Genomic DNA, 22,992 nt, shown 5'->3' on the forward strand with positions numbered 1-22,992 from the left:
CTGGTGCGCCCGGCAGGATTCGAACCCACGACCCCTTGGTTCGTAGCCAAGTACTCTATCCAACTGAGCTACGGGCGCTACGTGAAGCCAAAGATTATATACACTCTGACAGAAATTGGAAGCCCTTCGTTGCATTTCGATGAAATTAGTCGGTGACGACGTTTACGCGGGGGCTTTCCCCAAGAGAGTCCGGGGAAGGTTTTCGGGATAATCGGGCTTTCAAACACTGAACCCAGCCCGGAGCGTCCATGAAAACCCTGCGCATTCTCGATACGGAACTCGAAATCGTCCGCCTTGTTTCCGCTCACCCGCGGCCGGGCGCACCGGCGATCGTCTTTCTTCACGAAGGCCTGGGCTCCGTATCCATGTGGCGGGATTTTCCCCAGCGGGTGGCCGATGCCACCGGGTGTGAGGCGGTGGTCTTCTCGCGCTATGGCTACGGACGCTCCACGCCGCACCGGGGCGAGGCTCGCACGCCCCGCTACATGCACGACGAAGCCCTTGAGGCCTTGCCAGCCGTGCTGCAAACCCTGGGTCTGGAGCAGCCCTTCCTGCTGGGCCACAGCGACGGCGGCTCGATTGCGCTGATCAACGCCGGCGGCACCCACCGCCCGCTGTCCGGAATCATGGTGATGGCGCCCCATGTGCTAGTCGAGGATTTCACCCTCGCGGGCATCCGCAAGGCGGTCGAGTTCTATAAGACGACCGACCTGCCCGCCCGCCTCGCCCGCCACCACCGCGACGCGGCGACAACTTTCCGCGTCTGGCAGGACATCTGGCTGGACCCGGCCTTTCGCAGCTGGAACATCGAGAACTATCTCGCCACCATCCGCTGCCCGGTGCTGGCGCTCCAGGGCGAGGATGACGAGTACGGAACGATGGACCAGATCGAGCGCATCGCCCGCCAGGTGGCGGACGTGGATCTGGTCAAGCTGGCCGACTGCCGCCATTCGCCCCACAAGGATCAGCCCGAAGCGGTGATCGAGGCGGTGTCAGGTTTTGTCGCCCGCATCCTGGATGCCCAGGAAAGCGCGGCCTGAGCCTTTTAAACCGGCCCTTACCCGTAAGGCGCCGGCTCAAAACGCCATCCACCAGTCGCCGTTTACATCCGGCATGTCGCAGATGGCCTCGATCTCGCTCAAAGAGTCGCGGGCCAGGATGATCTTGTCGGCGATGCCCATGAAGGCATCCACGATGCGCGGGTCGAACTGCTGGCCGCGGCGTTCGCGGATCATCTCCAGCACCTCTGCATCGGGCAGGGCCTTGCGGTAGCAGCGGTCCATCGTCAGCGCATCGAAGAAATCCGCCAGCCCGACGATCCGCCCGGAAAGCGGAATGGCGTCGCCCGCGATGCCCAGCGGGTAGCCGGCACCGCTGTAGTGCTCGTGGTGCGAGAGCGAAATCTCGGCGGCCAGCTCCAGCATGGGCAGATCCGAGCCTGACAGGATGCCGGCGCCGATGCGCGGATGTTCACGCATCAGCTTCCATTCGTCGGTCGTCAGCGCACCGGGCTTACGGAGGATGCTCTCGTGGATGCCGATCATGCCGATATCGTGCAGCTGGGCCGCCTTGTAGAGCAGCTCGCAGTATTCGTCCGGGTAGCCCAGCGCCTCAGCGATCATTCCCGCAAAGAGGCCGATCCGGCGCATGTGGTTGCCGGCCTCACCGTTCTTGTGTTCGGCGGCGCGCGCCAGGCGAAACAGGGTTTCCTGATGCGCATCTTCGAGCGCGCGGTAGGCCCGGTCGCGTTCGCTGCGCAGGGTCTGCACTTCAAGGGTCAGCTGGTTCAGCCGCGCCTCGGCGGCGACCCGCTCGCGGTGGTCCTGATCGCGGCGACGGGTCAGTTCGTCAAGCTGGTCTGCCAGACCCGTGCCGTGGGCAGGCAGCGTGAAGGCGGTGAATTGATGCAGCGTGCCGTGACGGTTCGTCATCATGTGCTCCTTGTTCAGGCATTTTCGAGGACAGGCGCTGCGGCGCCTTGGTCCTGTGTTTCGGCGGGTGCGGCGTCCCCGATGGGTGGGGCCACGGGCAACCAGAGAGTGAGCGTCGTTCCGACGCCCGCCTCGCTGTCGAGGTCCACGCTGCCGCCATGTATCTCGATGATTTCCTTGACGAGGGACAGCCCGAGGCCAGTGCCCGGAATATTCCCCGAGCTGTCGGCGCGGTAGAAGCGCTCGAACGCCCGCGCGCACTGTTCGGGCGTCATGCCCAGCCCTTCATCGCGAACCCTGAGGCCGATGCGGTCCTCCTGCAGTTCGCTGGACAGCTCCACGCACCCGCCGCCCGGCGAATACTTGAAGGCGTTGGAAATCACGTTGACCAGGGACTGCTGGATCTTCGCGGCGTCGACCATCACCTCGGGCAACTCGCCCAGCAGCTCGAGATTGATCGAGCGCTTGTCGCCGGGAATCATGAAAGCGGCCACGGTGTCGCGGACGATGGCCCCGAGAGGCTGGCGGACGAGCTGAAAATCCTTGGCGGCACGGGATTCGATGCGCGCCAGGTCGAGCAGTTCGTTGAGCAGCGAGGTCAGGCGGGTGGACTGCCGATTGATCGTGTCGAGGAAATCGCGGGTGCGGTTTTCGTCGTACTTGCGGGTCAGCAGCAGTTCGGAGAAACCCATGATGCTGGCCATCGGCGTGCGCAGCTCGTGGGCCGCGGTCGACAGGAACTCGCTCTTCATGCGGTCCACCTCGGTCTCGCGGGTAACGTCCCGGTAGTACAGCACGAAGGCCGTGTTGTTGCTGCCCACACGGCGCACGCTCCGCGAGAGCACGCGTGGCGCCGGAAGCAGCATGGGCAGGGTGCGGCGGCGGTGACGACGACGGGAATCCTGATAGTTCTCGGCCAGATCGACGCCGGCCGGCGTGTAGGGCTCGGCCGGATCGCCGAGGACGCGCATGCGTTCGTCGAATTCTTCAAGGGTGAGCCCGACGATATCCGCCACCGTAAAGCCGCTCATGCGCTCGAAGGCCGGGTTGGCAAAGGCCAGCCGGCCGTTGCTGTCGAAGGACACAAAGCCGTCCGGGCTGAGGGTGAAGATTGTCTCGAGGCGCACGAACCACTCGTAGGTCTGGCGCTCGGCCTCGCGGCGGGCGGTGATGTCGTGCTGGATGCCGACATAGTGGGTCAGCTTGCCGCTAACCGGATCGCGCACCGGCGACACCGACAGTTCGTTCCAGAACGGCTGGCCGTCCTTGCGGAAATTTCGCAGCACCACCTGGGTTTCACGCTCGTTGGCAATGGCGTGGCGAAGGGCCCGCACCTCGGGCGAATCCATGTCGGAGCCCTGCAGGTAGCGGCAATTGCGCCCCAGCGCCTCGCTGGCGGAATAGCCGGTGATGCGCTCGAAAGCCGGGTTCACATAGATGATCGGCGCCTCCGGCTGGGTCATGTCGGCAATCACGATGCCGTTGCAACTGGCTTCAAGGGCGCGATTCTTCATGTTCAGGATGGTCTCCGTGCGCGCCTGCTCCTCCTCGGCCATGACCTTTTCGGTGACATCGGTGACGATGCCGTCGATGCGCAGCGGTGTGCCCTCCTCGTCCAGCACGACATGGAAGCGGTCCCTGACCCAGCGGATTTCCCCGTCGGTGCGGACGATCCGGTAGCGCTGCTCGCCGTAACCCTCCGAGAGCACCTGCAGATAGGCCTTGCGCGCGGCTTCGCGTTCGTCCGGGTGGATGAAGCTGGTCAGGCCGAAGGGCGAATCCGGCGACTGGGCCATATCCGAGCCGGTCAGTTCGGTGACCGAGGGGCTGATGTAGAGCACGCTCACGAAATCGGGCGAGAACGAATACACCACGTCACGCAGCGAATCGAGAATGGCCGCGAGCCGGCCCTGGGTTTCGGCCAGCTGCCGGCTGCGGGCTTCGACGCGCGCTTCGAGCGCCTCGTGGGCGCCACGCACCGAAACCATCATGCGGTTCAGGGCCAGGGTCAGCGTGGCAATCTCGTCGCAACCCTGGATCGGCAGACGATACAGGCGCGTGCTGTCGCCGCTTTCCTCAATCTCGCGGGCGGCACGGCTCAGTTCGCGCAGCCCGCGGGTAAGCCGCTCGGCAGCCCGAACCGACAGCCGGTTCGCCAGGCCCAGGGTCAACAGGCCCGTCACGACAAAACCCAGAGCCAGCAGGCTCATCGACTGGTAGACCACCGTCGAATCGACGCCGATCTCGATGCGGTAGCCCTTGAGGCCACTGCTTTCGTCGAGTTCCAGGCTGATCGAATTCTGCTCGCCGGTGTTGTCGCCGGTGCGCGCCACCTCACGCCCCTGCCCGTCGAGCAGGCGCACCCGGTGGTGCTCGGGCGCTCCGGCAAAGTAGCGGCCGAACAAGGCCGGCAGGTCGATTTCAACGCTGAGTGCGCCTTCCACCGAGCGGGTGGGCGTAAACACGATCGGGGCCGCAATCAGGAGCCGGGTGTCGCCGGCATTGCTCCGAAGATCCGTACTGATCGCCTTCTCGCCGCTGATCACCCCCTCGATCAGCGGCTGGATCTCGTCCTCCAGCAGCCTGCCGCTGCCGACGGTGATCTGTGCGCGCCCCCTGTAATCGTGGATGCTGATCGCGGCGATGCGCGGTTCGGCTGCGACAAACTCGCGCAGGAAGGGCAGCAGGTAGGCGTCGCGCCCTTCCGAATCGCCGATCGCGTTGGTCACCAGCGAACGCCGCGCCATCGAGTTGATGTCGCCGTTCAGCTCGCGCAGGGCTTGCTCCAGGCCATAGTGGCCCAGGGCAACCACGTTACGCAGCTCGGCCTCTATTTTCTGACTGAGCAGATGGTGGATGATGCCGTAGGCCACGGCGCCCAGCGGCACGACAATGACCAGGGTGATCATCAGCGCCAGCGCCGAGAAGCGGTTGGCCAGGCTCTCGCCCAGCCACTCTGTGGCCCTTCGGATCACGCGGGACATCGCTTTTCCGAACATCGCCTCAGCTCCCCGAGGACGCAATCCGGAGGAGCCGCCCATCCGGGGTGTAGCGCGCCATGAACAGCTCGTCCGGGCCAAGGGCCTCGTGGCGGGTGGCGGTAAAGGCCGGCGCGTAGCGGCGGATCACGCCCTCGTAGGGCGGCAGGTTTTCAAGAGCCATGCGCACGGCCGCCACATCGGTCGACCCGGCGCGGTTGATCGCCCGCGCCACCAGATGCATCAAGTCGTAGGCGTGCGCCAGGCCCACCACGGACGGAATGCGGGACGGATCGTCCTGCCTGAAAAGGGCCATCGCCCGCTCGGCCAGGCTCCGCGCCAGGGCGTTGCGAGGCGTTTCGAACGAATAGGTCTGCACCACCGCAAAATCCAGCTCGTTCAGGGCTTTGCCGGCAAGGCGGGGCAAATCGCCACCGCTGACACCCCAGTGATTGGCAACCGGCACGCGCTCGCCGGCCGGAATGGTGGCCAGCTCCTTGAGGAACAGCGCGCCATCGCGCTCATTGCACACCATCAGCAGGCCTTCCATGCCAAGCCGGCGCAGGCTGACGTACTGCTCCATGAAGCTCTTCGCGCCACCCCAGGTAAACCACTCGACCCCCACCAGGGCCGCATCGCGGCTGCTGTCGAGCACGTTTCTCGCCGCGGAGACACAGCTGCGGCCCCAGGCGCTGTTGGGCACCAGGATGCCGATCCGCCGGCTGCGCCGGGCAAGCAGGTGGCGCGTCATCGTGCGGATGGCCCAGGAGTCCTTGAGGGACAGACGGAACACGTTGTTGGGCTGGGCGCCGCTATCGACGATGGCATCCGCCGCGGACCAGGGATTGAACATCAGGATCCGGTTTCCGTTGGCAACCGGCACCTGCTCCAGCGCCACCGGGCTGAACTTGCCGACGAAAAAGCCCACCATGTCCTTCATCATTGAAAATTCGATGGCGTTGTCGACACCGCGCGCCGGCACGGTGCGGTTGTCGCGCACCACCAGTTCGAGCGGGCGACCGCCCAGCACGCCGCCGGCCTGGTTGATATCGGCCAGCGCAAAATCCAGCCCGGCACGAATCGCTTCGTCGGAAGTGCTGGTCAGGTCGCGCAGCTCCGCGTCGAAACCGATCAGCACCGGTGCCGCTGCGGCACGGGCGCTGGCCGGCAGGGCCGCACCGGCCCCCAGGACGAGCGCGGACTGGATGAAGCGACGACGGTCAGGCACGGCGTTTTTCATGGAAATCCCAAATAAACAGAAGGCTTGTGCGCGTGCTCAGACAGTTTCCCGGGCCTGCTGCTCGAGCAGGCTTTCCACCTTGTCGATCAGCTCCAGCGGGCTGAAAGGCTTGGTGAGATAGGCGTCGGCGCCGGCGTCTCGCCCGGCGTTGAGGTCGGCCTGCTGGCCGCGTGCGGTCAGCATCACCACCATCGTGCCGGCAGTTTCACGGGCTTCCTTGATCTTCCGGCACACCTGAAAACCATCCAGCTCGCCCGGCATCATCACGTCGAGCAGCACGATGTTCGGCCGCACCGCCCCCAGCATGCGCAGCCCGCTTACACCGTTCTCGGCTTCATGAACTTCAAACTCGCCGAAATCCAGGGTCATGCGAATCAGCTTGCGGATGTCCGGCTGGTCCTCGACCACCAATACGATCGATTTCATTGTTCAGCTCCCTCGGTTTTGCGCTTGTTTCGATTCATCAGTCGCGCCAGATCCTGCGCGTAGCGCTGGGCCTGGGCAAGATCAAGGGCCTTGGCGTCGCCGCTCGGCGCACCAGTGGGCAGTTCAATCGTGAAATCGGTCATGCCGTCTTCAGCCGAAGCAAGGGTCAGGTTGCCGCCGTGCATCTGCACGATCTGGCGGGCCAGGCCAAGTCCGAGGCCGAGACCCGGCGTGTCCTTGCGTTCGGCGTTGCGTCCCCGGTAGAGCACCTGGAACAGCCGTTCGCGCAGATGAATCGGCACGAGATCACCGTAGTTGCGCACCGAGATCAACAGGAAGTTGCCGTTCTGCTTGAAGCTCACCAGCACGTTCGAGCGTGCCGGCCCGTACTTGATGGCGTTGTCGAGCAGCTCACCGAAGGCCCGCCCCAGCCAGGCACGGCTGCCATAAACAGGTGGCATCTCGTCGGCGGGACGCTCCACCAGCAGCGAAATACCGCGCAGCGTGGCCGCAGGCCGCAGCAGATCCACGCAGCCGTTGATCCACTCGGGCACCGGAATGCGCTCGTCGTCGGCAATCGGTTCGCCACCGGTGATGCGCGCCAGATCGGCAAGACGTCGCAGGGCATCGAGCAGCTTGCGCCCTTCGCTCACCGCATCGCGGGCCTGATCAGCCAGACCCGGCGCACGCTCGCCAATGGCGTTCATGCTGAGCAGCAGTGCATCCAGCCCCGCCTGGAAACGCTCGAGATTCGCGCCGCACTCCCGCTCCACCATGCCCGACAGGTTGGCAATGGCGCTGGCGTAAAAATGCTCTTCGGTCAGGTTATGCAGGATCACCACGTAATCGGTACCCACCGGGCTGGCCAGCAGGTGGGCGCGAATCGTGTCGGCCGCGGCCACCAGGCAATCCTCACCAATCTCGATATCCGCCGCGTGCGGCACAGCGACATGGCCGCCATTCACCGCCTCGATCATTCGCAGCAGCGCCGGGTTGGGCATCGCGACCCCGACCCGGCACGGAATCAGGCACAGGGCGGCTTCGTTCCCGAAACGCACGACGCCATCCCGCCCGACGATGAAAATGCCGTCGCGAACAGTGTGGAAGAGACGCTTCATCATCGGATTCATTGCAATGCGGGTAAAAATTGTCTTCGCTTATTTTAACGAAATTGTTGTTTTTGTCATTTTAATCGTTTCTAATATTTACGTAGGAAATCGGCTTATAGCCCACAAAACCGTGACTTTCGTCACAAATCCACACGCATACCCAATCGTCACCGCAGGCACACGCTCGGAATGCGTAAAACAGAAGACATTCCATCGCCGCCAGCCATCTGCAGGCGCGGGAACTCGTCGAATCGGGGGGTTTACAGCAAGGGCTGGATCTTCTTCAAGCGCCGCGGGCATCGACCCGGAACGGCTTGAAGCGCCGCCCGTCACTCGTGACGCAGCGCGTCGATGGGGTCGAGCTGCGCAGCGCGGCGGGCCGGAAAATATCCGAACACCACGCCGATGGCGGCCGAGAAGCAGAAGGACAGCAGATTGATGCCCGGATTGAACAAGAAGGGCATGTGCATCAGGGACGACAGCCCGATGCAGGTCACAAAGGCCAGCGCAATGCCGACCAGCCCGCCAAAGGCCGAAAGCACCACGGCCTCGATCAGGAACTGGAGCAGCACCTCGTTCTCGAGGGCCCCGATGGCGAGGCGGATGCCGATTTCCCGCGTCCGCTCGGTGACCGACACCAGCATGATGTTCATGATGCCGATGCCGCCCACCAGCAGGCTCACCGCCGCCACCGCCCCCAGCAGGCCGGTCATGGTGCGGATGGTGCCGGAGAGCGTTTCGGCGATCTGCCGGGTGTCCATGATGTTGAAATTGTCGGCCTCGTTTTCGGCGAGCTTGCGACGCTCGCGCAGCAGCGAACGGATCTGCGCCATGACAGCCGGCGTGTCGGCGCCGTTCTGCAGCGCGATCATCATCGTCGGAATATCCTGGGTGCCGGTGAGGCGGCGCTGCACGGTGCTGATGGGCATCAGCACGATGTCGTCCTGGTCCATGCCCATCGCCCCCTGCCCCTTCGAGGCCAGCAGGCCGATCACCTGGCAGGTGAAGGTTTTGACGCGGATCTCGTCGCCCAGCGGATTCCGGCTGCCGAACAGCTCCTTCTTCACCGTGGCGCCGATGATGCACACGGCCTTGCCGGCGCGCTCTTCGTCGTCGAGGAACTCCCGGCCGGCCGCCAGCTTCCAGTTGCCGGCAATCAGGTAGGCGTTGGTGGTGCCGTTGATCGAGGCCGACCAGTTGTTGTTGCCCGCCACCAGGGTCACCGAACTGCCGGCCACCGGCGCCACCACCTGCAGGCTGCTCACCTGGCTGCGGATCGCTTCGACATCCGCCTTGCGAAAGCTGGGCGAGCCCGCGCTGTCACGCCCCGGCCCGAGGCGCTGGCCGGGGCGCAGCATCAGCAGATTGCTGCCGAGGCTGGAAATCTGGTCGGATACCATCCGCGTCGCCCCGTTGCCGAGGGTCACCATCGTGATCACCGCCGCCACCCCGATGACGATGCCCAGCACCGTCAGGAACGATCGCATCAGGTTGCGGCGAATCTCGCGCAGGGCCAGCAGCAGGGCACTCAGGAGCACGCCACGCCCTCCTCCCGAGCTTCATCCTTCACTTCATCGCTGGCCACCGCGCCATCCACAAAATGCACGATGCGCCGGGCGTAGGCCGCCATGTCGGGTTCGTGGGTCACCATGATGATGGTGATGCCCTGCTCCCGGTTCAGGGCCGCCAGCAATTCCATGATTTCGTGGCTGCGCGTGCTGTCGAGGTTGCCGGTGGGCTCGTCGGCGAGCAGCACCAGCGGGCTGGTGACGATGGCCCGGGCAATGGCCACGCGCTGCTGCTGGCCGCCGGAAAGCTCGGCCGCCGTGTGCGCCTCCCACCCGTCCAGGCCCACCCGCGCCAGCGCCGCCTTCGCTGCGGCGTGGCGGGCCGCGGCCTCCTCGCCGCGGTAAAGCAGCGGCAGTTCGACGTTCTCCTGGGCCGACGTGCGGGCCAGCAGGTTGAAGCCCTGGAAGACGAAACCCAGGCAATGCCGGCGCAGCAGGGCCCGCTGGTTGCGCCCCAGCCGCTCCACGTGCACGCCCTGAAAAAGGTATTCGCCGGCACTTGGCGTATCGAGGCAGCCGATGATGTTCATCGCCGTCGATTTGCCCGAACCGCTCGGCCCCATCACCGCGATGAACTCGCCAGAGACAATTCGCAGATCGACGCCACGCAGGGCCTGGAAAGCCGCCTGGCCGGTGCCGTAGGTTTTGGCGATGCCGGAAAGCTCGATCAGAGCCGGCGCCGTGCTCACCGCGGCGCCTCCTGGTAATCGGTGATCACCGCCATCCCGGCCTTCAACTCGCCCCCCAGGATCTCGGTGAGGCGGCCGTTGCTGACACCGGTTTTTACCGGCACGGCCCGCGGCGTGGCGTTGTCCAGCACCCACAACTGCGGCGCACCGGGATTGCTGACGTTCAGCGACTTTTTTGGCGCGGCCGGCGGACGCGGCAACAAACCGGCCACGATGCCGCCGTCAGGCTTGGGCGCGCTCACCTGCGGCGGCGTGAAGCGCAGCGCGGCATTGGGCACCAGCAGCACGTTCTCGCGGCTGGCGGTGACGATGGAGGCCGTAGCCGTCATGCCCGGCCTCAGGGCCAGGTCGTCGTTGGCCACGGTGAGCACGGTTTTGTAAGTCACCACATTGTCGGTGATCGTCGAACCAAGGCCCACGCGCTGGATGGTGGCCGGAAAATTGCGCCCCGGCCACGCCGCCACGGTAAAACTGGCCGGCTGGCCGAGCTTAACGGTGCCCACGTCGGCCTCGTCCACCTTCACCTGCAACTCCATGCGCGCGAGGTCTTCGGCCAGTGTGAACAGCACCGGAATGGTCATCGCCGCGACCACCGACTGCCCCGGCTCGACCTTGCGCGTCAGCACCACGCCATCCACTGGCGAACGGATCGTGCCCTTGGACAAGTTGGTCTGGTCGGTCTTGAGCACCGCCTCGGCCTGCACCACGGTGGCGCGGGCCGCCGCCTCGTTGGCCACCGCCCGCGACACGCCGGCCTCGGCAGTTTCGAGTTCGGTCCTGGCCGGCACCTGCCCGCCGGACAGCACGGCCACCTGGCGCATGCGTGCAAGCGACGCCTTCGCCTCCACCACCGTCGCCCGCGCCTGGGCCACCGACGCCTCGGCCGCAGCCAGCGCCGCCGTGGACTTGGCCACCGCATCCTTCAACTTTGCGGAATCCAGCTGAGCCAGCAGCTGGCCCTTTTTGACGTGATCGTTTTCCTGCACCAGCACGCTGGCCAGGGTGCCGGACTGCTCGCTGCCCACGTCGACGGATTTGGTCGGCTGAAGGGTTCCGCTGGCCGACACGGTAACGACCAGATTGCCGGTAAGCGCTTCCTCCGTGAGGTAGCGCCCGGTGGCTTTGTCTTCGCCCGAAAAAAAAATCAGGCCGACAAGCACCAGCGCGGCCAGCACGCCGGCCCCGATCAACAGCCGGCGCAACCAGCCGCCCCCGAGCACACCCTTTGGTGCCGAATTCAAAATGGCGAGCAAGTCATCCGGCGGTTTTTTTGCAGTTTCTGTCATGACGCTTCCTTGCCCTTCGGGCCTGCGCTTGCCGGCCAGGCAGCGGAATGCGCCCAGCCGCCGCCCAGCGCCTTGTAGAGCTTGATCAGGTTGGTCCGCATGCCGGCCTCGGCGGTGGCGAGCGCGTCTTCGGCACTCAGCCGGGTGCGTTCGGTTTCAAGCACTTTCTGAAAATCCACCAGCCCCGACTGGTAAAGATTGCGCGACAGCTGCGCCGCATTCCGCGCCGCCACGGCCGCCGCCCGCCGCGCCTCGACCCCCTCGCGCCCGGCGGCATAGGCAAACAGCGCGTTTTCCACTTCTTCCAGCGCTGCCAGCACGCTGCCCTGGTAGGACACCAGCGCCTGCTCCTGCACCGCACTCTGGATGTCCACCGCACTCTTCAGGCGACCGCCGTCGAACAGCGTTGCCGCCAGCGTGCCGCTCACCGCCCGCGCCAGGCTGCCGCTTCCGCCAAGGGCCGCAAAACTGTAGGCCTGCCAGCCAAACGAAGCCCCCAGGTCGAGGCTCGGAAAACGCTTCGCCAGACGCTGCCCGACGCGCGCCGTCTCGGCGGCAAGCGTGCGTTCGGCGGCAATCAGGTCGGGGCGACGGATCAGCACGTCGGCGGGAATACCGGCGCCGACAGCCGCCGGCAAATCGGGCAGCTCGCGCGCTTCGGCCAGCTGCGCCTGCAGGCTTCCGGGCAGCCGGCCCAGTAGCACCGCCAGCCGGTTCCCGGCTTCGGCCTGCCCGATCTCCAGATCGGGAATGCCGGCGCGGGTCTGCTCGCGGCTGGTGCGGGCCTGCTCCACGTCACTGCCGGCGGCAAGCCCGGCCTGATAGCGCCACTGGGTGATCTGCAGCGTCTCGCTCTGGCTGGCGAGGTTGTCACGGGCAATGGCCAGCCGGCGCCGGAAGGCGATCAGCTCGATGTAATTGCGGGCCACTTCAGCCACCAGTGAAACGCGGGTGTTGTCCAGGCTGGCCTCACTGGCCGCCAGATCGGCGCCAGCCGCCTCGATGCCGCGCCGCGTGCCGCCAAAAATGTCGATTTCCCAGCTTGCATCGAAACCGGCATCGTAGATCGTGCGGGCCGGCAGGCTGGCAAGATTGGCCGCGCTGCGGCTGCGGCTCGCGCCGGCCGAGCCCGACAGCACCGGGAAAAGCCCTCCCGCCGCCTGCTCCCGGCTGGCCCGCGCCTGACGCAGGCGGGCCTGGGCGAGGCGCAGGTCGAGGCTGCCGGCCAGCGCCTCGTCGATCAAGCCATCGAGCCGCGGATCGCCCAGCTGCCGCCACCAGCGGGCGAGATCTCCGCCCGCCTCGACGCCCCCCGCCGACGCTGCCGCAGACCAGGTGGACGGCAGGATGATTTCAGGTGCCACGTAATCAGGCCCGACCGGCGGCGGCAGGCCCGCGCAGGCACCGAGCAGGCTCGCAGCCAGGGCGAACGGCACACAACGGAAAAGTGATTCAGTGATGATCGTGTCGCCGGATTCAGGGCGCCAGCGCGGAAGGCCGGACACCAACTCCGTCGATTTTACGGAGCCGGCCGGGGCACGTTCTGTTCAGGATCATGGAAGGGCCAATAAAGCGGGCCTCGTCTGCCAGTCCGTGTTTGCCAGTCAGTGAACAAAAAAAGGCGACCCTGAAGGATCGCCATTTTCTGTTTTTCGCTGCGTGCAGAAACACGCCCGAAAAGCTGGCACTTAGCCGTTTACTGCGTCTTTCAGCTTGGAGCCGGCCGAGAACTTCGGCTGCTTGGAAGCCGCGATCTGGATTTCGGCACCGGTTTGCGGGTTGCGACCCACGCGGGCAGCACGCTCGCCAACCGAGAAGGTACCGAAACCGACGAGGGTTACGCTTTCGCCCTTGCCGAGTGCTTCGGAGATGATTTCCATGACGCCGTCAACAGCACGGCCGGCATCGGCTTTGGTCAGACCACTCTTGCCAGCCAGCGCATCGATCAATTCAGTCTTGTTCATAGCTCTTAATGTGTAATGAAAGAAATGGGTGGATAGAGAGAAGCCGCCACAGGTGACGCCTGGTGCCAGCTGTGCACACCACACCACCCGCAGGGCGCTAGCTTACATGGCTCTTTTCAGGATGTGCCACGAATATCTACGTTTTCTGCGGCTTTCCGCGCCGCAGCATTGCAAAAAACCGTAACTCAGCCGTCCGCCAACTCGCGCAAACGCTCCAGCGCCTCTTCGATGCGCTCCACGGCCACCACGCGCATCCCCGGGATGTCGTGCCGGGGTGCGTTGGCCTTGGGCACCAGCGCCAGCTTGAAACCCAGCTTGGCCGACTCCTTGAGGCGCTCCTGCCCGCGGGGTGCCGGGCGGATTTCACCGGCCAGGCCCACCTCGCCGAACACCACCAGCTCCCGCGGCAGCGGACGGTTGGTCAGCGACGAGACGATTGCCAGCAGCACCGCGAGGTCGGCCGCCGGCTCGGCGATCTTCACGCCGCCCACTGCGTTCACGAACACGTCCTGATCGAAGCACACCACACCGGCATGCCGGTGCAGCACCGCAAGCAGCATCGCCAGCCGGTTCTGCTCCAGGCCAACCGAGAGACGCCGCGGACTCGGGCTGTGGGCGCTATCGACGAGCGCCTGGATTTCGACCAGCAGCGGCCGGGTTCCCTCCTGGGTGACCAGCACGCACGAGCCGGGCACCTGCTGGCCGTGCTGGGAGAGGAAGATCGCCGACGGGTTGCTGACGCCCTTGAGGCCCTTCTCGGTCATCGCGAACACGCCCAGCTCGTTCACGGCGCCAAAACGGTTCTTGAAGGCACGCACCAGCCGGAAGCTGGAATGGGTGTCACCCTCGAAATACAGCACCGTGTCGACGATGTGCTCCAGCACCCGCGGGCCGGCCAGCGTGCCGTCCTTGGTGACGTGGCCGACCATGATCAGCGTGGTGCCGCTCTGCTTGGCAAAGCGGGTGAGCTGGGCCGCGCATTCGCGCACCTGGGCCACCGAGCCCGGCGCCGAGCTGAGCGCTTCGGAATAAACGGTCTGGATCGAGTCGATCACCGCCACGTCGGGCTTGATGTCACGCAGGTTGCCGAGAATGCGCTCGAGGTTGATCTCGGGCAGCAACTGCAGGCCGTGGGCGTCGAGTTGCAGGCGCGATGCGCGCAGCGCCACCTGTTCGGCAGATTCCTCACCGCTGACGTAGAGGGCCTTGAGATGCCCCGAGAGCAGCGCCAGAGCCTGCAGCAGCAGGGTTGATTTGCCAATGCCCGGATCGCCACCGATCAGCACCACGCCGCCGGGCACCAGCCCGCCGCCGAGCACCCGGTCGAACTCTTCGATGCCGGTCGGCACGCGGGCGGATTCCTGCGGCTTGATGTCGGCCAGGGTCTGCAGGCGGCTGGTCTCGCCGGCCAGCGCGGCAAAGCGCTTGGCCACCGGCGCTTCCGGCTCGACGACCGATTCAATCAGGGTGTTCCAGGCATTGCAGTGGGGGCACTGCCCCTGCCAGCGGGGCGACTTGCCACCGCATTCGGAGCACACATGCACCGTTTTGACTTTCGCCATCAGGCCGCATCTCCCCGCACGCCAACCGGCACGCGGGCTGCAAGGGCACAGAACAACTCGTAGCTGATGGTCCCGGCGGCTGCGGCCACTTCGTCGGCGGCAAGGCCTTCGCCCCACAGCGTAACCGGCGAACCGATGCCGGCATCCGGCAGGTGGGTGAGATCGCAGGCCAGCATGTCCATGGACACCCGGCCCAGCGTGCGCGTGCGCCGCCCGTCGACAAGGATGGGCGTGCCGGTGGGGGCATGACGCGGGTAACCGTCGGCATAGCCGCAGGCCACCACTCCGACCCGGGTCGGGCCGGTGGCTTCAAAGGTGCCGCCGTAACCCACCCGCTCGCCAACGGCAATGTCCTGCACGCCGATGATCTCGGTCGTCAGGCTCATCACCGGACGCAGGCCAATGGCTTCGGCGCTCAGCAGATCGGGCATCGGCGAAGCGCCGTAGAGCATGATGCCCGGCCGCACGATGTGACCAGTGGCCTCGGGAAAGCGCAGCAGCGCCGCCGAATTCGCGAGACACAGCGGCAGCTTGAGCCCGGCGGTGATCTGCCGGAACACACCCATCTGGGCGCCGATGCCGGTCTCGTCGTCAGCCTGGGCAAAATGCGTCATCAGCGTGATGTCGCGCACCGCGGGGATGCAGCGGAGCTGCGCCAGCGCGGCCGGAAAGCTGTCGGCGGTAAAGCCCAGCCGGTTCATGCCGGAGTTGATCTTGAGAAGCACGTCGATCGGCTCGGCAAGCCGGGCCCGCTCGAGCATCGCCAGCTGGGCATCGCAGTGGATGGCCGGGGTGAGCTTGAGCGCAAGGATTTCAGCGATGTCGGCCGGCTCGAAGAAGCCTTCGAGCAGCGCAATCGGCTGGGAGATGCCGGCGGCGCGCAGCGCGCGGGCTTCGGCCAGGTCGAGCAGCGCGAAACCATCGGCGACTTCGCCCAGGGCGCGCACCGCGCGGTCGAGGCCGTGGCCGTAGGCGTTGGCCTTGACCACTGCGAAAGCCTTGGCATGGCCGGCCCGGTTTTTAGCTAGAAGGTAATTGTGACGCAGGGCCTCGAGATCGATCGAGGCACGAATGGGACGGGGCATGGTGCGGAATTCAGTTTCTTTCAGACGACAAACGGGCGATTTCCTCGACGACGAAATCGGCAAAAGAGCTTACCAGCCGCGAGCGGAACTTGTCCTTGAGCAGGATGACTTCCAGCGGGGTGTAGAGCGGCGGATTGAGCGGAACACCCACCAGCGCACCGCTGGCAACCTCGCTGCGGATGGCCGCACTCGAGGCCACGGCGATGCCGAAGCCCTGAGCGGCCATGTGCTTGACCGACGACAGGCTGCCGAGTTCGGCGGTCACGTTGAGATCTTCGAGCGGAATGCCGGCCGCGATGAAAAACTGATCCACCAGATCGCGAATGCCATTGCCGGGTTCCCGGTGCAGCAGCGGGTAGCCCACCATCTGTTCGGCGCGCACGGATTTTTCGGCGGCCAGCGGATGGCCGGGGGCGACGATCAGCTGCAGCTCGTCCTGCCCGGCGGCAACCCGGTCGAGGGTAGGCTCTTCGGTGACGATCTCGATCAGGCCCACATCGAGATTACGATCCATGACGCGGCTCTCGATCAGGTGGGAGTTGCCCACCGACACCCGCGGCACGACCAGCGGATAGCGCCGCTTGAAGCCCTCGAGCAGACAGGGCAGCCAGTAGCCGGCAATGGTGGTGCTGGTGCCCAGGTGGAGGATGCCCGACAGTTCGCCGGTCAGCTCGGACACCCGGGATTCGAGTTCCTCGGTCAGCCCGAGGATGCGCTCGGCGTAGGCCATGACCATGTCGCCAGCCGCGGTGAGCGTCACGCGACCGTGGCCGCGGTCGAACAGGCGGGTGTTGAATTGTTCTTCCAGTTGCTTGATCTGGAAGGTCACGGCCGGCTGGGTCATGAACAGAGCCTCGGCGGCACGGGTGAAGGATCCGTGCCGGGCAACGGCGTGAAAAACCTGGAGGCGGCGATCAGCCATTGTTCATAAATCCGGTTTATGGATACTGCTATTGGAGCACAACATTGATCTTGTCGCCAGAAGCCTTCATAGCCTTCGTGGTATAAAGCGCGCACCGTAAATTCACCGAGCTTCCGTCTCCCAGCGATGCCCTTCGGTTTCTACATGATCATGGCGGCGCAGTTTTTCTCTGCGCTGGCCGACAACGCCCTGTTGATCGCATCCATCTACGTACTCCGGGAGATGCAGTCGCCCCAGGAATACGAGCCGCTCCTCAAGCTGTTCTTCACGCTGTCGTACGTGCTGCTGGCGGCTTTCGTGGGTGCTTTTGCCGACTCGATGCCCAAGTGGCGGGTCATGCTGATCAGCAACGGCATCAAGATCGCCGGGTGCTCGCTGATGTTCGTCGGGCTGCATCCGCTGGCGGCCTACGCCGTCGTCGGGCTGGGTGCGGCGGCCTATTCCCCGGCCAAGTACGGCATCCTCACCGAATACCTGCCGTCCCGCCTGCTGGTGGTTGCCAACGGCTGGATCGAAGGCCTGACCGTCGGCGCGATCATCCTCGGCACCCTCGTCGGCGGCCTGCTGATCAAGCCCGCCATCGCCCAGTCCCTGCTGGGTTTCGATTTTCCGCTGATCGAAACCGGCATCGACACGGTGCCCGAGATGGCCCTCTGCGTGGTCGGCGTGCTGTACATCCTGGCGGCGCTGTTCAACCTCAAGGTGCCGGACACCGGCGTTGATCACAAGGCGCTCAAGTCCAACCCGATCTACCTGTTGCACGACTTCAACCACTGCCTCAGGTTGCTGTGGCGCGACAAGCTGGGCCAGATCTCGCTGGCCACCACCACCCTGTTCTGGGGTGCCGGTGCAACGCTGCAGTTCATCGTGATCAAGTGGGCCGAGCATGCGCTGCACCTGGATCTGTCCAAGGCTTCGATGCTGCAGGGCGTGGTGGCCATCGGGGTGGCCATCGGCGCCGTCCTGGCAGCCCGGATGGTGACGATGAAGTCTTCGGTGAGAGTGATTCCGCTCGGCATCGCGATGGGTGTCATCGTGAACGTGATGATCTTCGTCACCGACATGGGTGTGGCGATGGCGCTGATGGTGCTGATCGGCGCCCTGTCCGGCTTCTTTGTCGTGCCGATGAACGCCCTGCTGCAGCACCGCGGCCACATCCTGATGGGTGCCGGGCACTCGATCGCGGTGCAGAACTTCAACGAGAACCTGTCCATCCTCATCATGACCGGCATCTACGCGCTGCTGATCCGCGCGGATGTCTCGATCAACACCGTCGTGATCGCCTTCGGCCTGTTCGTGGCCGGCACCATGTACATGGTCAAGCGCAAGCACGAAGCCAACCAGCGCGAATTCGACTCTGTCGCGTCGCTGGAAGACGCCCACCATTAAGCGATGGGCAGGGATCGCTCCCTGCCCGACTCTCGGCCCGACTCCCTGCCTTATTCCGTACCGTCCAGCAGCCGGTGGGTTTCGGCGTGACGGTACATGTCGAGAACGCTGGCGAGGCCGGTTTTCTGGCGGACCAACGTCTGGTAATTGGCCACCGTCTTGGCGCTGAGAAAGAGCCGCGCGGCAATCTGCTCCACCGTCCGCCCAGCCGCCAGCAAGCGAAAAATCTCGAACTCCCGGGGTGACAAGGCCAGGTGCGCGGCCTCGCCGGCATCGGCCCCAAGCGCCGACGCCACATCCGGCGACAGCGGGCGCTCGCCGCGGGCGGCCTTGCGCACCGCGTCGATCAGCGCATCGGGCTCGCTGCTCTTGGTGAGATAGCCGTCCGCGCCAGCCTGCAGGGCCTGGCAGACCATTGCCGGGCTGTCGTGCATCGAGAACACCAGCACCCGCAGCCCGGGCTGGCGGGCCTTCACGCGGACCAGGGTTTCCAGCCCGCCGCGGCCCGGCATCGACAGATCGAGCACCAGCACGTCGGCCTCGTGGCTGGCAAACCAGGCGCAGGCCGCATCGCTGTCGCCAAAATCGGCCACCACCTCCATGTCGTCCTCCAGTTCGAGCAGGCGCCGGTAGCCGGTGCGCACCACCGCGTGATCGTCCGCCAGCACGACGCGCAGGCGGCCGCTCATGGTGCGCCCTCCGTGGCCAGCGGCAGGCTGGCGGCAAGGCACAGGGACTCGCTGGCAAGCTCCCAGCGCAGCACCGCGGGGTCGTCATCCGCAACGCGCACGGAGAGACTTACCGGGCGAGTGAGGGCCTGGCGGGCAATGTGCTGGAGCGCTTCATGGATCATGCGGCAAAGGGTCAGGCTGAGGTCACGGGGCAGGACAAGATGAGGCGGCCGGATTTCAAGCCGGCAGCGGGCCGACTGGCGGGAGGAATCCTGCCAGCTTTTCAGCAGTTCGTGGAGCTGCGGCTGCAGCGCCTGGGCGGCCTCCTCGGGCAGCGGCGCCGGATGCAGCAGCGCGTGAAGGCTGCGGGCGATCTGCGCGCCCTGGATTTCCACATCCCGCGCGGCGGCGTGCAGATCCGGCCGGGCGGCGGTCTGGCGCAGCAGAAAGGCATTGTTGGCGCGCAGCGCGGTCAGCGCCTGGCCGATTTCCTCGTGCAAGGCAGACGTCACACGACGGCGTTCGTCGTCTTCGAAGCCGCTCATGTCCATGCTCGCCCTCCGCTCACAGGCTGTAGCGCAGGCCCACCCAGAAGGTACGCGGCGCGCCCGGTGCGTAGAAGGTCGAGCCGACCTGCGGATAATCGCCTCCCACCTGCCCGAAAGGCCGTGTCACCACGCTGCCGCCGGCCGAAAAGGCCGTCGAGCCGAGTTGCGCCGCGCTTGCGTACTGGCGGTCGAACAGGTTGTTGATCTGCCCGAAAAGCTGCAGCCCGCGGCTCATGTCGTAGCGCGCACCGAGGTTCATCAGCGCGTAGCCCGCGGAGCGGCCCGGGCCCAGGTAGGTGCTGCCGTCGGCCTGGTGCTGGTTGTTCTCGTTGCCGCGGGCAAAGGCGCCGGACACCGCGATCATGTCGGCGCCCAGGGACAGCGCCGGCGTGAGGCGGTAGTCGGCCGAGGCCTTGACGAGGTGGCGCGGAATCAGCGGAATACGGTTGCCCGGGTGGATCGCGATGCTGCCCTCTAGGCCGGCGCCGGCGCTGTTGGTGCTGTTGCCGGCCCCGCCCACGCTCTCGACCGAGCGATAGGTCGCGTCGATGAACGTGTAGTTGAGCGCCAGGCTGAGGGCCCCGATGGCGGTGCTGGCACCGGCCTCCACGCCCTGCCGGCGGGTCTTGCCGAAGTTCTTGAAATAGCCGTAGCCAAGCTGGTCATCCGCCACAAAAAGAATGTCGTCGTGGTTTTCGGCGCGGAACAGGCCCAGGTTCCAGCGGGTCACGCTGCTCGCCTGGCCGCGCAGGCCGAAGTCCCAGGTCTTGGTCACAACCTGCTTGAGCGGCGGATCGCCGGCCATGGCGTTGGGCAGCTTGCAGGGGTTGTCCGGGTTGGCGCAGCCAAGCTCGATGGCCGTGGGGGTGCGGCTGCCTTCGCTGTAACCGGCGTAGGCATTCCAGGCGCGGGACGGCGTGTAGGTAAGGCCGACGGCCGGGTTGAAGCGCTGGAAGCGGTGATCGCCGTCGAGCGAATCGGCCCCGCCGCCGGGATTGAGCTGGTCGCGATTGCTCACCGTGCTGCGGTTATAGCGACCGGAAAGGGTGGCGTGCCAGCGCTCGCTGAGCGACAGCGTGTCGGTGGCAAAAAGGCTCCAGGTGCGGGTGCGGCCGCCAAGGCTCACCCGTGAGTCGAGGCTGGTTTCACCGGGATCGGCGCTCTGGGAGCCATCCGCCCAGGCCGCCACCGGGGTCACGCTGCGGTCAGCATTGATGTAGCCGTACTGACCGGACTGCTGAAAGTGGATCTGGCTCTGGTCATAGCCGGCGCCGGCTATGAAGAGGTTCTTGCGCCCGGCCAGCTCGCCGGAAAAACTCGCCTGGCCGGAAAAGCCCAGGTTTTCCTGGCTGCTGCGGCTGCGGTTGATGAGGCCGGTGCACTTCTCGTTGGGCTGGTCGGCCGCCAGGGCGTTGGCGATGCAGGCCGCCGACGGAAACGGCGTGCCGGCAGCGGTTTCGCCGGGCAGGTAAACGTTCTGTTCGAGCGAAGCCTCGTTCAGGTCGCCGTTGTGGGTGGCCGTGTTGATCTTGCGATAATAGATGTTGCCGGAAATCATCAGCGCGTCGCTCAGGCTGTGCTTGCCGGTGAGGTTCACAAAAAGCGAGCGGTTCTGCGTGATGTCCGGCTGGGTATAGATGCTGCTGTAGTCGCGGGCCAGCAGACGGCGTTCCTGAAGGCCGTTGCCATTGAGCCTGTTGTCGGCGTAGGCCAGCGTCAGGTCCAGGTCGGTGCGGGCGTCCTGCCAGCCCAGCTTGCCAAAAAACTGGCGCACGTCAGAGGGCGAGTTGGTGCGCCAGCCGCTGTCACGAAACAGGTTGCCGGCCACGAACCATTCCAGCCCCTTGTCGTTGAAACCGCCGTGCTCCAGTTCCAGCGAGCGGCGGCTGTTAGAGCCCCCCGTCACCTGCACCGAACTCCCCGGATGGCTGCGCCCCTCCTTGGTCTGGATGGCCAGCGCGCCGCCCAGGGTGTTGAGACCGAACAGCGGGTTGGAGCCGGGCATCAGGTTCATCGAGGCGATCGCCGCCTTCGGAATCAGATCCCAGCTCACCACGTCGCCAAACGGCTGGTTGATGCGCACGCCGTCGAAATACACCGACAGGCCCTGGGGCGTGCCCAGCAGCGGCGAGGCCGTGTAGCCGCGGTAATTCACGTCCATCTGGAAAGGGTTGCCCTGCACCTCGTTCACATGCACGCCACCCAGCCGGCGGTTCATGAAGGCCGACACATCCAGCGCGCCGCTGCCATCGATATCCCCGGCCGTGGCCGACTGCACCGGTGCGGCAATCTGCCCAAGGGGCAGCTCCAGCCCCGGCAACGGCGTCTGGCCGATCACCGTGACCGTCGGAGCGACGGTTGCAGGCTCGTCGACAGCTTGCGCAGGCAGCGCAAAACACAGGGCAAGCGCCGAAACCAGCGGGTGAAGGGGCGGCAGCGGACGGGTTGGGTGCAGCATGATCGAAGTCTCCGTTATCGTATTTTTTGCAGAGACTACCGGCGCGCTGCCCGGCACACCATGGGAGAAACTCCCGACCCGCAACGGGCGCAGCGGCTTGGTCCCTTCCGGGCTCGCCCGGTATGATCGACGCCCCTTCCCCTTCCCGCTCCGCCGACCGGACGAAACGCCATGCACGCCATCATCGAGCCCACCGCCACCGACCTCTACTGCCACCTCGACGGCGCCCCCGACGAACTGCGCCTCGACAGCGCCGACGCCCTGGGCCGCCTGCAGGCCTGGACCGTGCGCTGCCGGGAGGCCGCCCGTGCCAACAACGACGACGCGCTGCTCGCCATCGGCCGCGAAATCTTCGCCTGGCTCAACATCCCGACCTGGATCAGCACCTGGGCCCGCAGCGAAGGCCCGCAGCGCCTCGAGATTCGTGCCGCCAACCCGGACGAACCCCTCGCCGCCGCCCTCCTCGCCTGCCCGTGGGAACTCCTCGCCGACGTGCAGGGCTTCATCGCCGCCGATCCGGCGCGTCCCTTCGAGATTGTCCGCGTACGCGGCGAAGCCTCGGCCGAAGACATCGAAGCGGCCACCGGCGCCGTTGCCCGACGTGGCTTTGCCGAAAACCTGCTGGCCGAAAACAAGCTCGACGAAGCCCTCGAAATCCTGGGCAAGGAAGTGCTGACCGTGTTCGAGCGCCTCGACGACAACCGCGAAAAAGCCATCACCCAGGGCCGCATCGCCGACGTCTTGTTTGCCCAGGGCAAGCTCGACGAAGCCATGGCCATGCAAACCGAGCGCCTGCCGGCCGTCACCGCCCTGGGCGATCACGAAGGCCTGGCCCACATCCGCTACTCCATGGCCAACATCCGCCTCGCCCGCGGCGAACACGAAAGCGGCAACCTGCAGCAGATCTACGAAGAGCTCGCCGAAGCTTTCCACCTGAGCTGCCAGTACGGCCAGCCCGACGCCATCGGCGGCATCGGCCTGCTGCTTGTCCAGGTGCTTGCCATGGGCGGCCTGCGCGACGAAGCCCTCGAAACCCTCAACACCGCCGAAGACGCCTTCACCACCCTGCGCGACCTCGACGGCATCGGCCAGGTGCGCGAACTGCGCGAAGCGCTGGGGGCCTGAGCTGACGACAAACCCGCAACAATCCGGCATGGCTTGTTGCG

19 protein-coding genes and 1 tRNA gene are annotated in these 22,992 nt (G+C 65.7%); 3 read left to right on the plus strand and 17 right to left on the minus strand.

Annotated elements, in window-relative coordinates; translation table 11 throughout:
• Position 1: 1 nt before the first annotated feature.
• Positions 2–78, minus strand: a tRNA-Arg gene (locus tag Q1W26_RS02580).
• Positions 79–248: 170 nt separating this feature from the next.
• On the opposite strand from Q1W26_RS02580, the gene Q1W26_RS02585 reads away from it, so the two are divergent.
• Positions 249–1,040 (plus strand): alpha/beta hydrolase, encoded by a 792-nt coding sequence (locus tag Q1W26_RS02585; RefSeq protein ID WP_300435469.1) that lies wholly within the window; start codon positions 249–251, stop codon positions 1,038–1,040.
• A 36-nt stretch (positions 1,041–1,076) separates the two neighbouring features.
• Here Q1W26_RS02585 and Q1W26_RS02590 read toward each other — a convergent pair whose 3' ends face one another.
• From Q1W26_RS02590 to Q1W26_RS02650, 13 genes are all read right to left on the minus strand, one after another.
• Entirely contained in the window at positions 1,077–1,931 is an 855-nt protein-coding gene (locus tag Q1W26_RS02590) for an HD domain-containing phosphohydrolase (protein WP_300435471.1), read from the minus strand.
• A 14-nt stretch (positions 1,932–1,945) separates the two neighbouring features.
• Positions 1,946–4,915, minus strand: coding sequence for a PAS domain S-box protein (locus Q1W26_RS02595; protein WP_300435473.1), 2,970 nt, complete (start codon positions 4,913–4,915; stop codon positions 1,946–1,948).
• A 19-nt stretch (positions 4,916–4,934) separates the two neighbouring features.
• Positions 4,935–6,137: an ABC transporter substrate-binding protein gene (locus Q1W26_RS02600; protein ID WP_300435476.1), complete on the minus strand. Its 1,203-nt coding sequence runs from the start codon at positions 6,135–6,137 to the stop codon at positions 4,935–4,937.
• Between the two features lie 48 nt (positions 6,138–6,185).
• Complete coding sequence (locus Q1W26_RS02605) at positions 6,186–6,575, minus strand: response regulator (protein WP_300435479.1); 390 nt, start codon at positions 6,573–6,575, stop codon at positions 6,186–6,188.
• Entirely contained in the window at positions 6,572–7,696 is a 1,125-nt protein-coding gene (locus Q1W26_RS02610) for a HAMP domain-containing sensor histidine kinase (RefSeq protein WP_300435482.1), read from the minus strand. Before Q1W26_RS02610 ends, Q1W26_RS02605 begins: the two co-directional genes overlap by 4 nt.
• Before the next feature lie 317 nt (positions 7,697–8,013).
• Positions 8,014–9,222 (minus strand): ABC transporter permease, encoded by a 1,209-nt coding sequence (locus Q1W26_RS02615; RefSeq protein WP_300435485.1) that lies wholly within the window; start codon positions 9,220–9,222, stop codon positions 8,014–8,016.
• Positions 9,213–9,941 carry an ABC transporter ATP-binding protein gene (locus tag Q1W26_RS02620; RefSeq protein ID WP_300435487.1) on the minus strand — a complete coding sequence of 243 codons (729 nt, stop codon included), beginning with the start codon at positions 9,939–9,941 and terminating at the stop codon, positions 9,213–9,215. Before Q1W26_RS02620 ends, Q1W26_RS02615 begins: the two co-directional genes overlap by 10 nt.
• Positions 9,938–11,227, minus strand: coding sequence for an efflux RND transporter periplasmic adaptor subunit (locus Q1W26_RS02625; RefSeq protein WP_300435489.1), 1,290 nt, complete (start codon positions 11,225–11,227; stop codon positions 9,938–9,940). Before Q1W26_RS02625 ends, Q1W26_RS02620 begins: the two co-directional genes overlap by 4 nt.
• The gene (locus Q1W26_RS02630; RefSeq protein WP_300435491.1) at positions 11,224–12,732 is read right to left on the minus strand and encodes an efflux transporter outer membrane subunit; all 1,509 of its coding nucleotides are present in this window, start codon (positions 12,730–12,732) and stop codon (positions 11,224–11,226) included. The genes Q1W26_RS02625 and Q1W26_RS02630 overlap by 4 nt, the downstream gene beginning before the upstream one ends.
• Positions 12,733–12,915: 183 nt before the next feature.
• The gene (locus tag Q1W26_RS02635; protein WP_300435493.1) at positions 12,916–13,191 is read right to left on the minus strand and encodes an HU family DNA-binding protein; all 276 of its coding nucleotides are present in this window, start codon (positions 13,189–13,191) and stop codon (positions 12,916–12,918) included.
• Between the two features lie 185 nt (positions 13,192–13,376).
• Positions 13,377–14,753 (minus strand): DNA repair protein RadA, encoded by a 1,377-nt coding sequence (gene radA / locus Q1W26_RS02640; RefSeq protein ID WP_300435495.1) that lies wholly within the window; start codon positions 14,751–14,753, stop codon positions 13,377–13,379.
• Positions 14,753–15,838, minus strand: coding sequence for an alanine racemase (alr, locus tag Q1W26_RS02645; protein WP_300435497.1), 1,086 nt, complete (start codon positions 15,836–15,838; stop codon positions 14,753–14,755). The genes radA and alr overlap by 1 nt, the downstream gene beginning before the upstream one ends.
• A 10-nt stretch (positions 15,839–15,848) precedes the next feature.
• Positions 15,849–16,760, minus strand: a complete 912-nt coding sequence (locus Q1W26_RS02650) for a LysR family transcriptional regulator (RefSeq protein WP_300435499.1) — start codon at positions 16,758–16,760, stop codon at positions 15,849–15,851.
• Between the two features lie 126 nt (positions 16,761–16,886).
• Here Q1W26_RS02650 and lplT point away from each other — a divergent pair, with 126 nt between their 5' ends.
• A complete protein-coding gene (gene lplT, locus Q1W26_RS02655) occupies positions 16,887–18,149 on the plus strand; it encodes a lysophospholipid transporter LplT (protein WP_300435501.1) in 1,263 nt (420 codons plus the stop codon).
• Positions 18,150–18,199: 50 nt separating this feature from the next.
• Here the strand turns inward: lplT and Q1W26_RS02660 are convergent, their stop codons facing one another.
• From Q1W26_RS02660 to Q1W26_RS02670, 3 genes are read right to left on the minus strand one after another with little or no spacing between them, the layout of a single operon-like run.
• On the minus strand, positions 18,200–18,838 hold the full coding sequence (locus Q1W26_RS02660) for a response regulator transcription factor (protein ID WP_300435503.1): 639 nt from the start codon (positions 18,836–18,838) through the stop codon (positions 18,200–18,202).
• Complete coding sequence (locus Q1W26_RS02665; protein ID WP_300435505.1) at positions 18,835–19,365, minus strand: hypothetical protein; 531 nt, start codon at positions 19,363–19,365, stop codon at positions 18,835–18,837. The genes Q1W26_RS02660 and Q1W26_RS02665 overlap by 4 nt, the downstream gene beginning before the upstream one ends.
• Before the next feature lie 19 nt (positions 19,366–19,384).
• The gene (locus tag Q1W26_RS02670; protein WP_300435507.1) at positions 19,385–21,826 is read right to left on the minus strand and encodes a TonB-dependent receptor; all 2,442 of its coding nucleotides are present in this window, start codon (positions 21,824–21,826) and stop codon (positions 19,385–19,387) included.
• A gap of 171 nt (positions 21,827–21,997) precedes the next feature.
• Between Q1W26_RS02670 and Q1W26_RS02675 the strand changes: the two genes are divergently transcribed.
• Positions 21,998–22,951 carry a hypothetical protein gene (locus Q1W26_RS02675; RefSeq protein ID WP_300435509.1) on the plus strand — a complete coding sequence of 318 codons (954 nt, stop codon included), beginning with the start codon at positions 21,998–22,000 and terminating at the stop codon, positions 22,949–22,951.
• Positions 22,952–22,992 lie beyond the last annotated feature (41 nt).

Origin of the sequence: Zoogloea sp. (genome assembly GCF_030157465.1) — a bacterium.
Lineage (GTDB): Bacteria > Pseudomonadota > Gammaproteobacteria > Burkholderiales > Rhodocyclaceae > Zoogloea.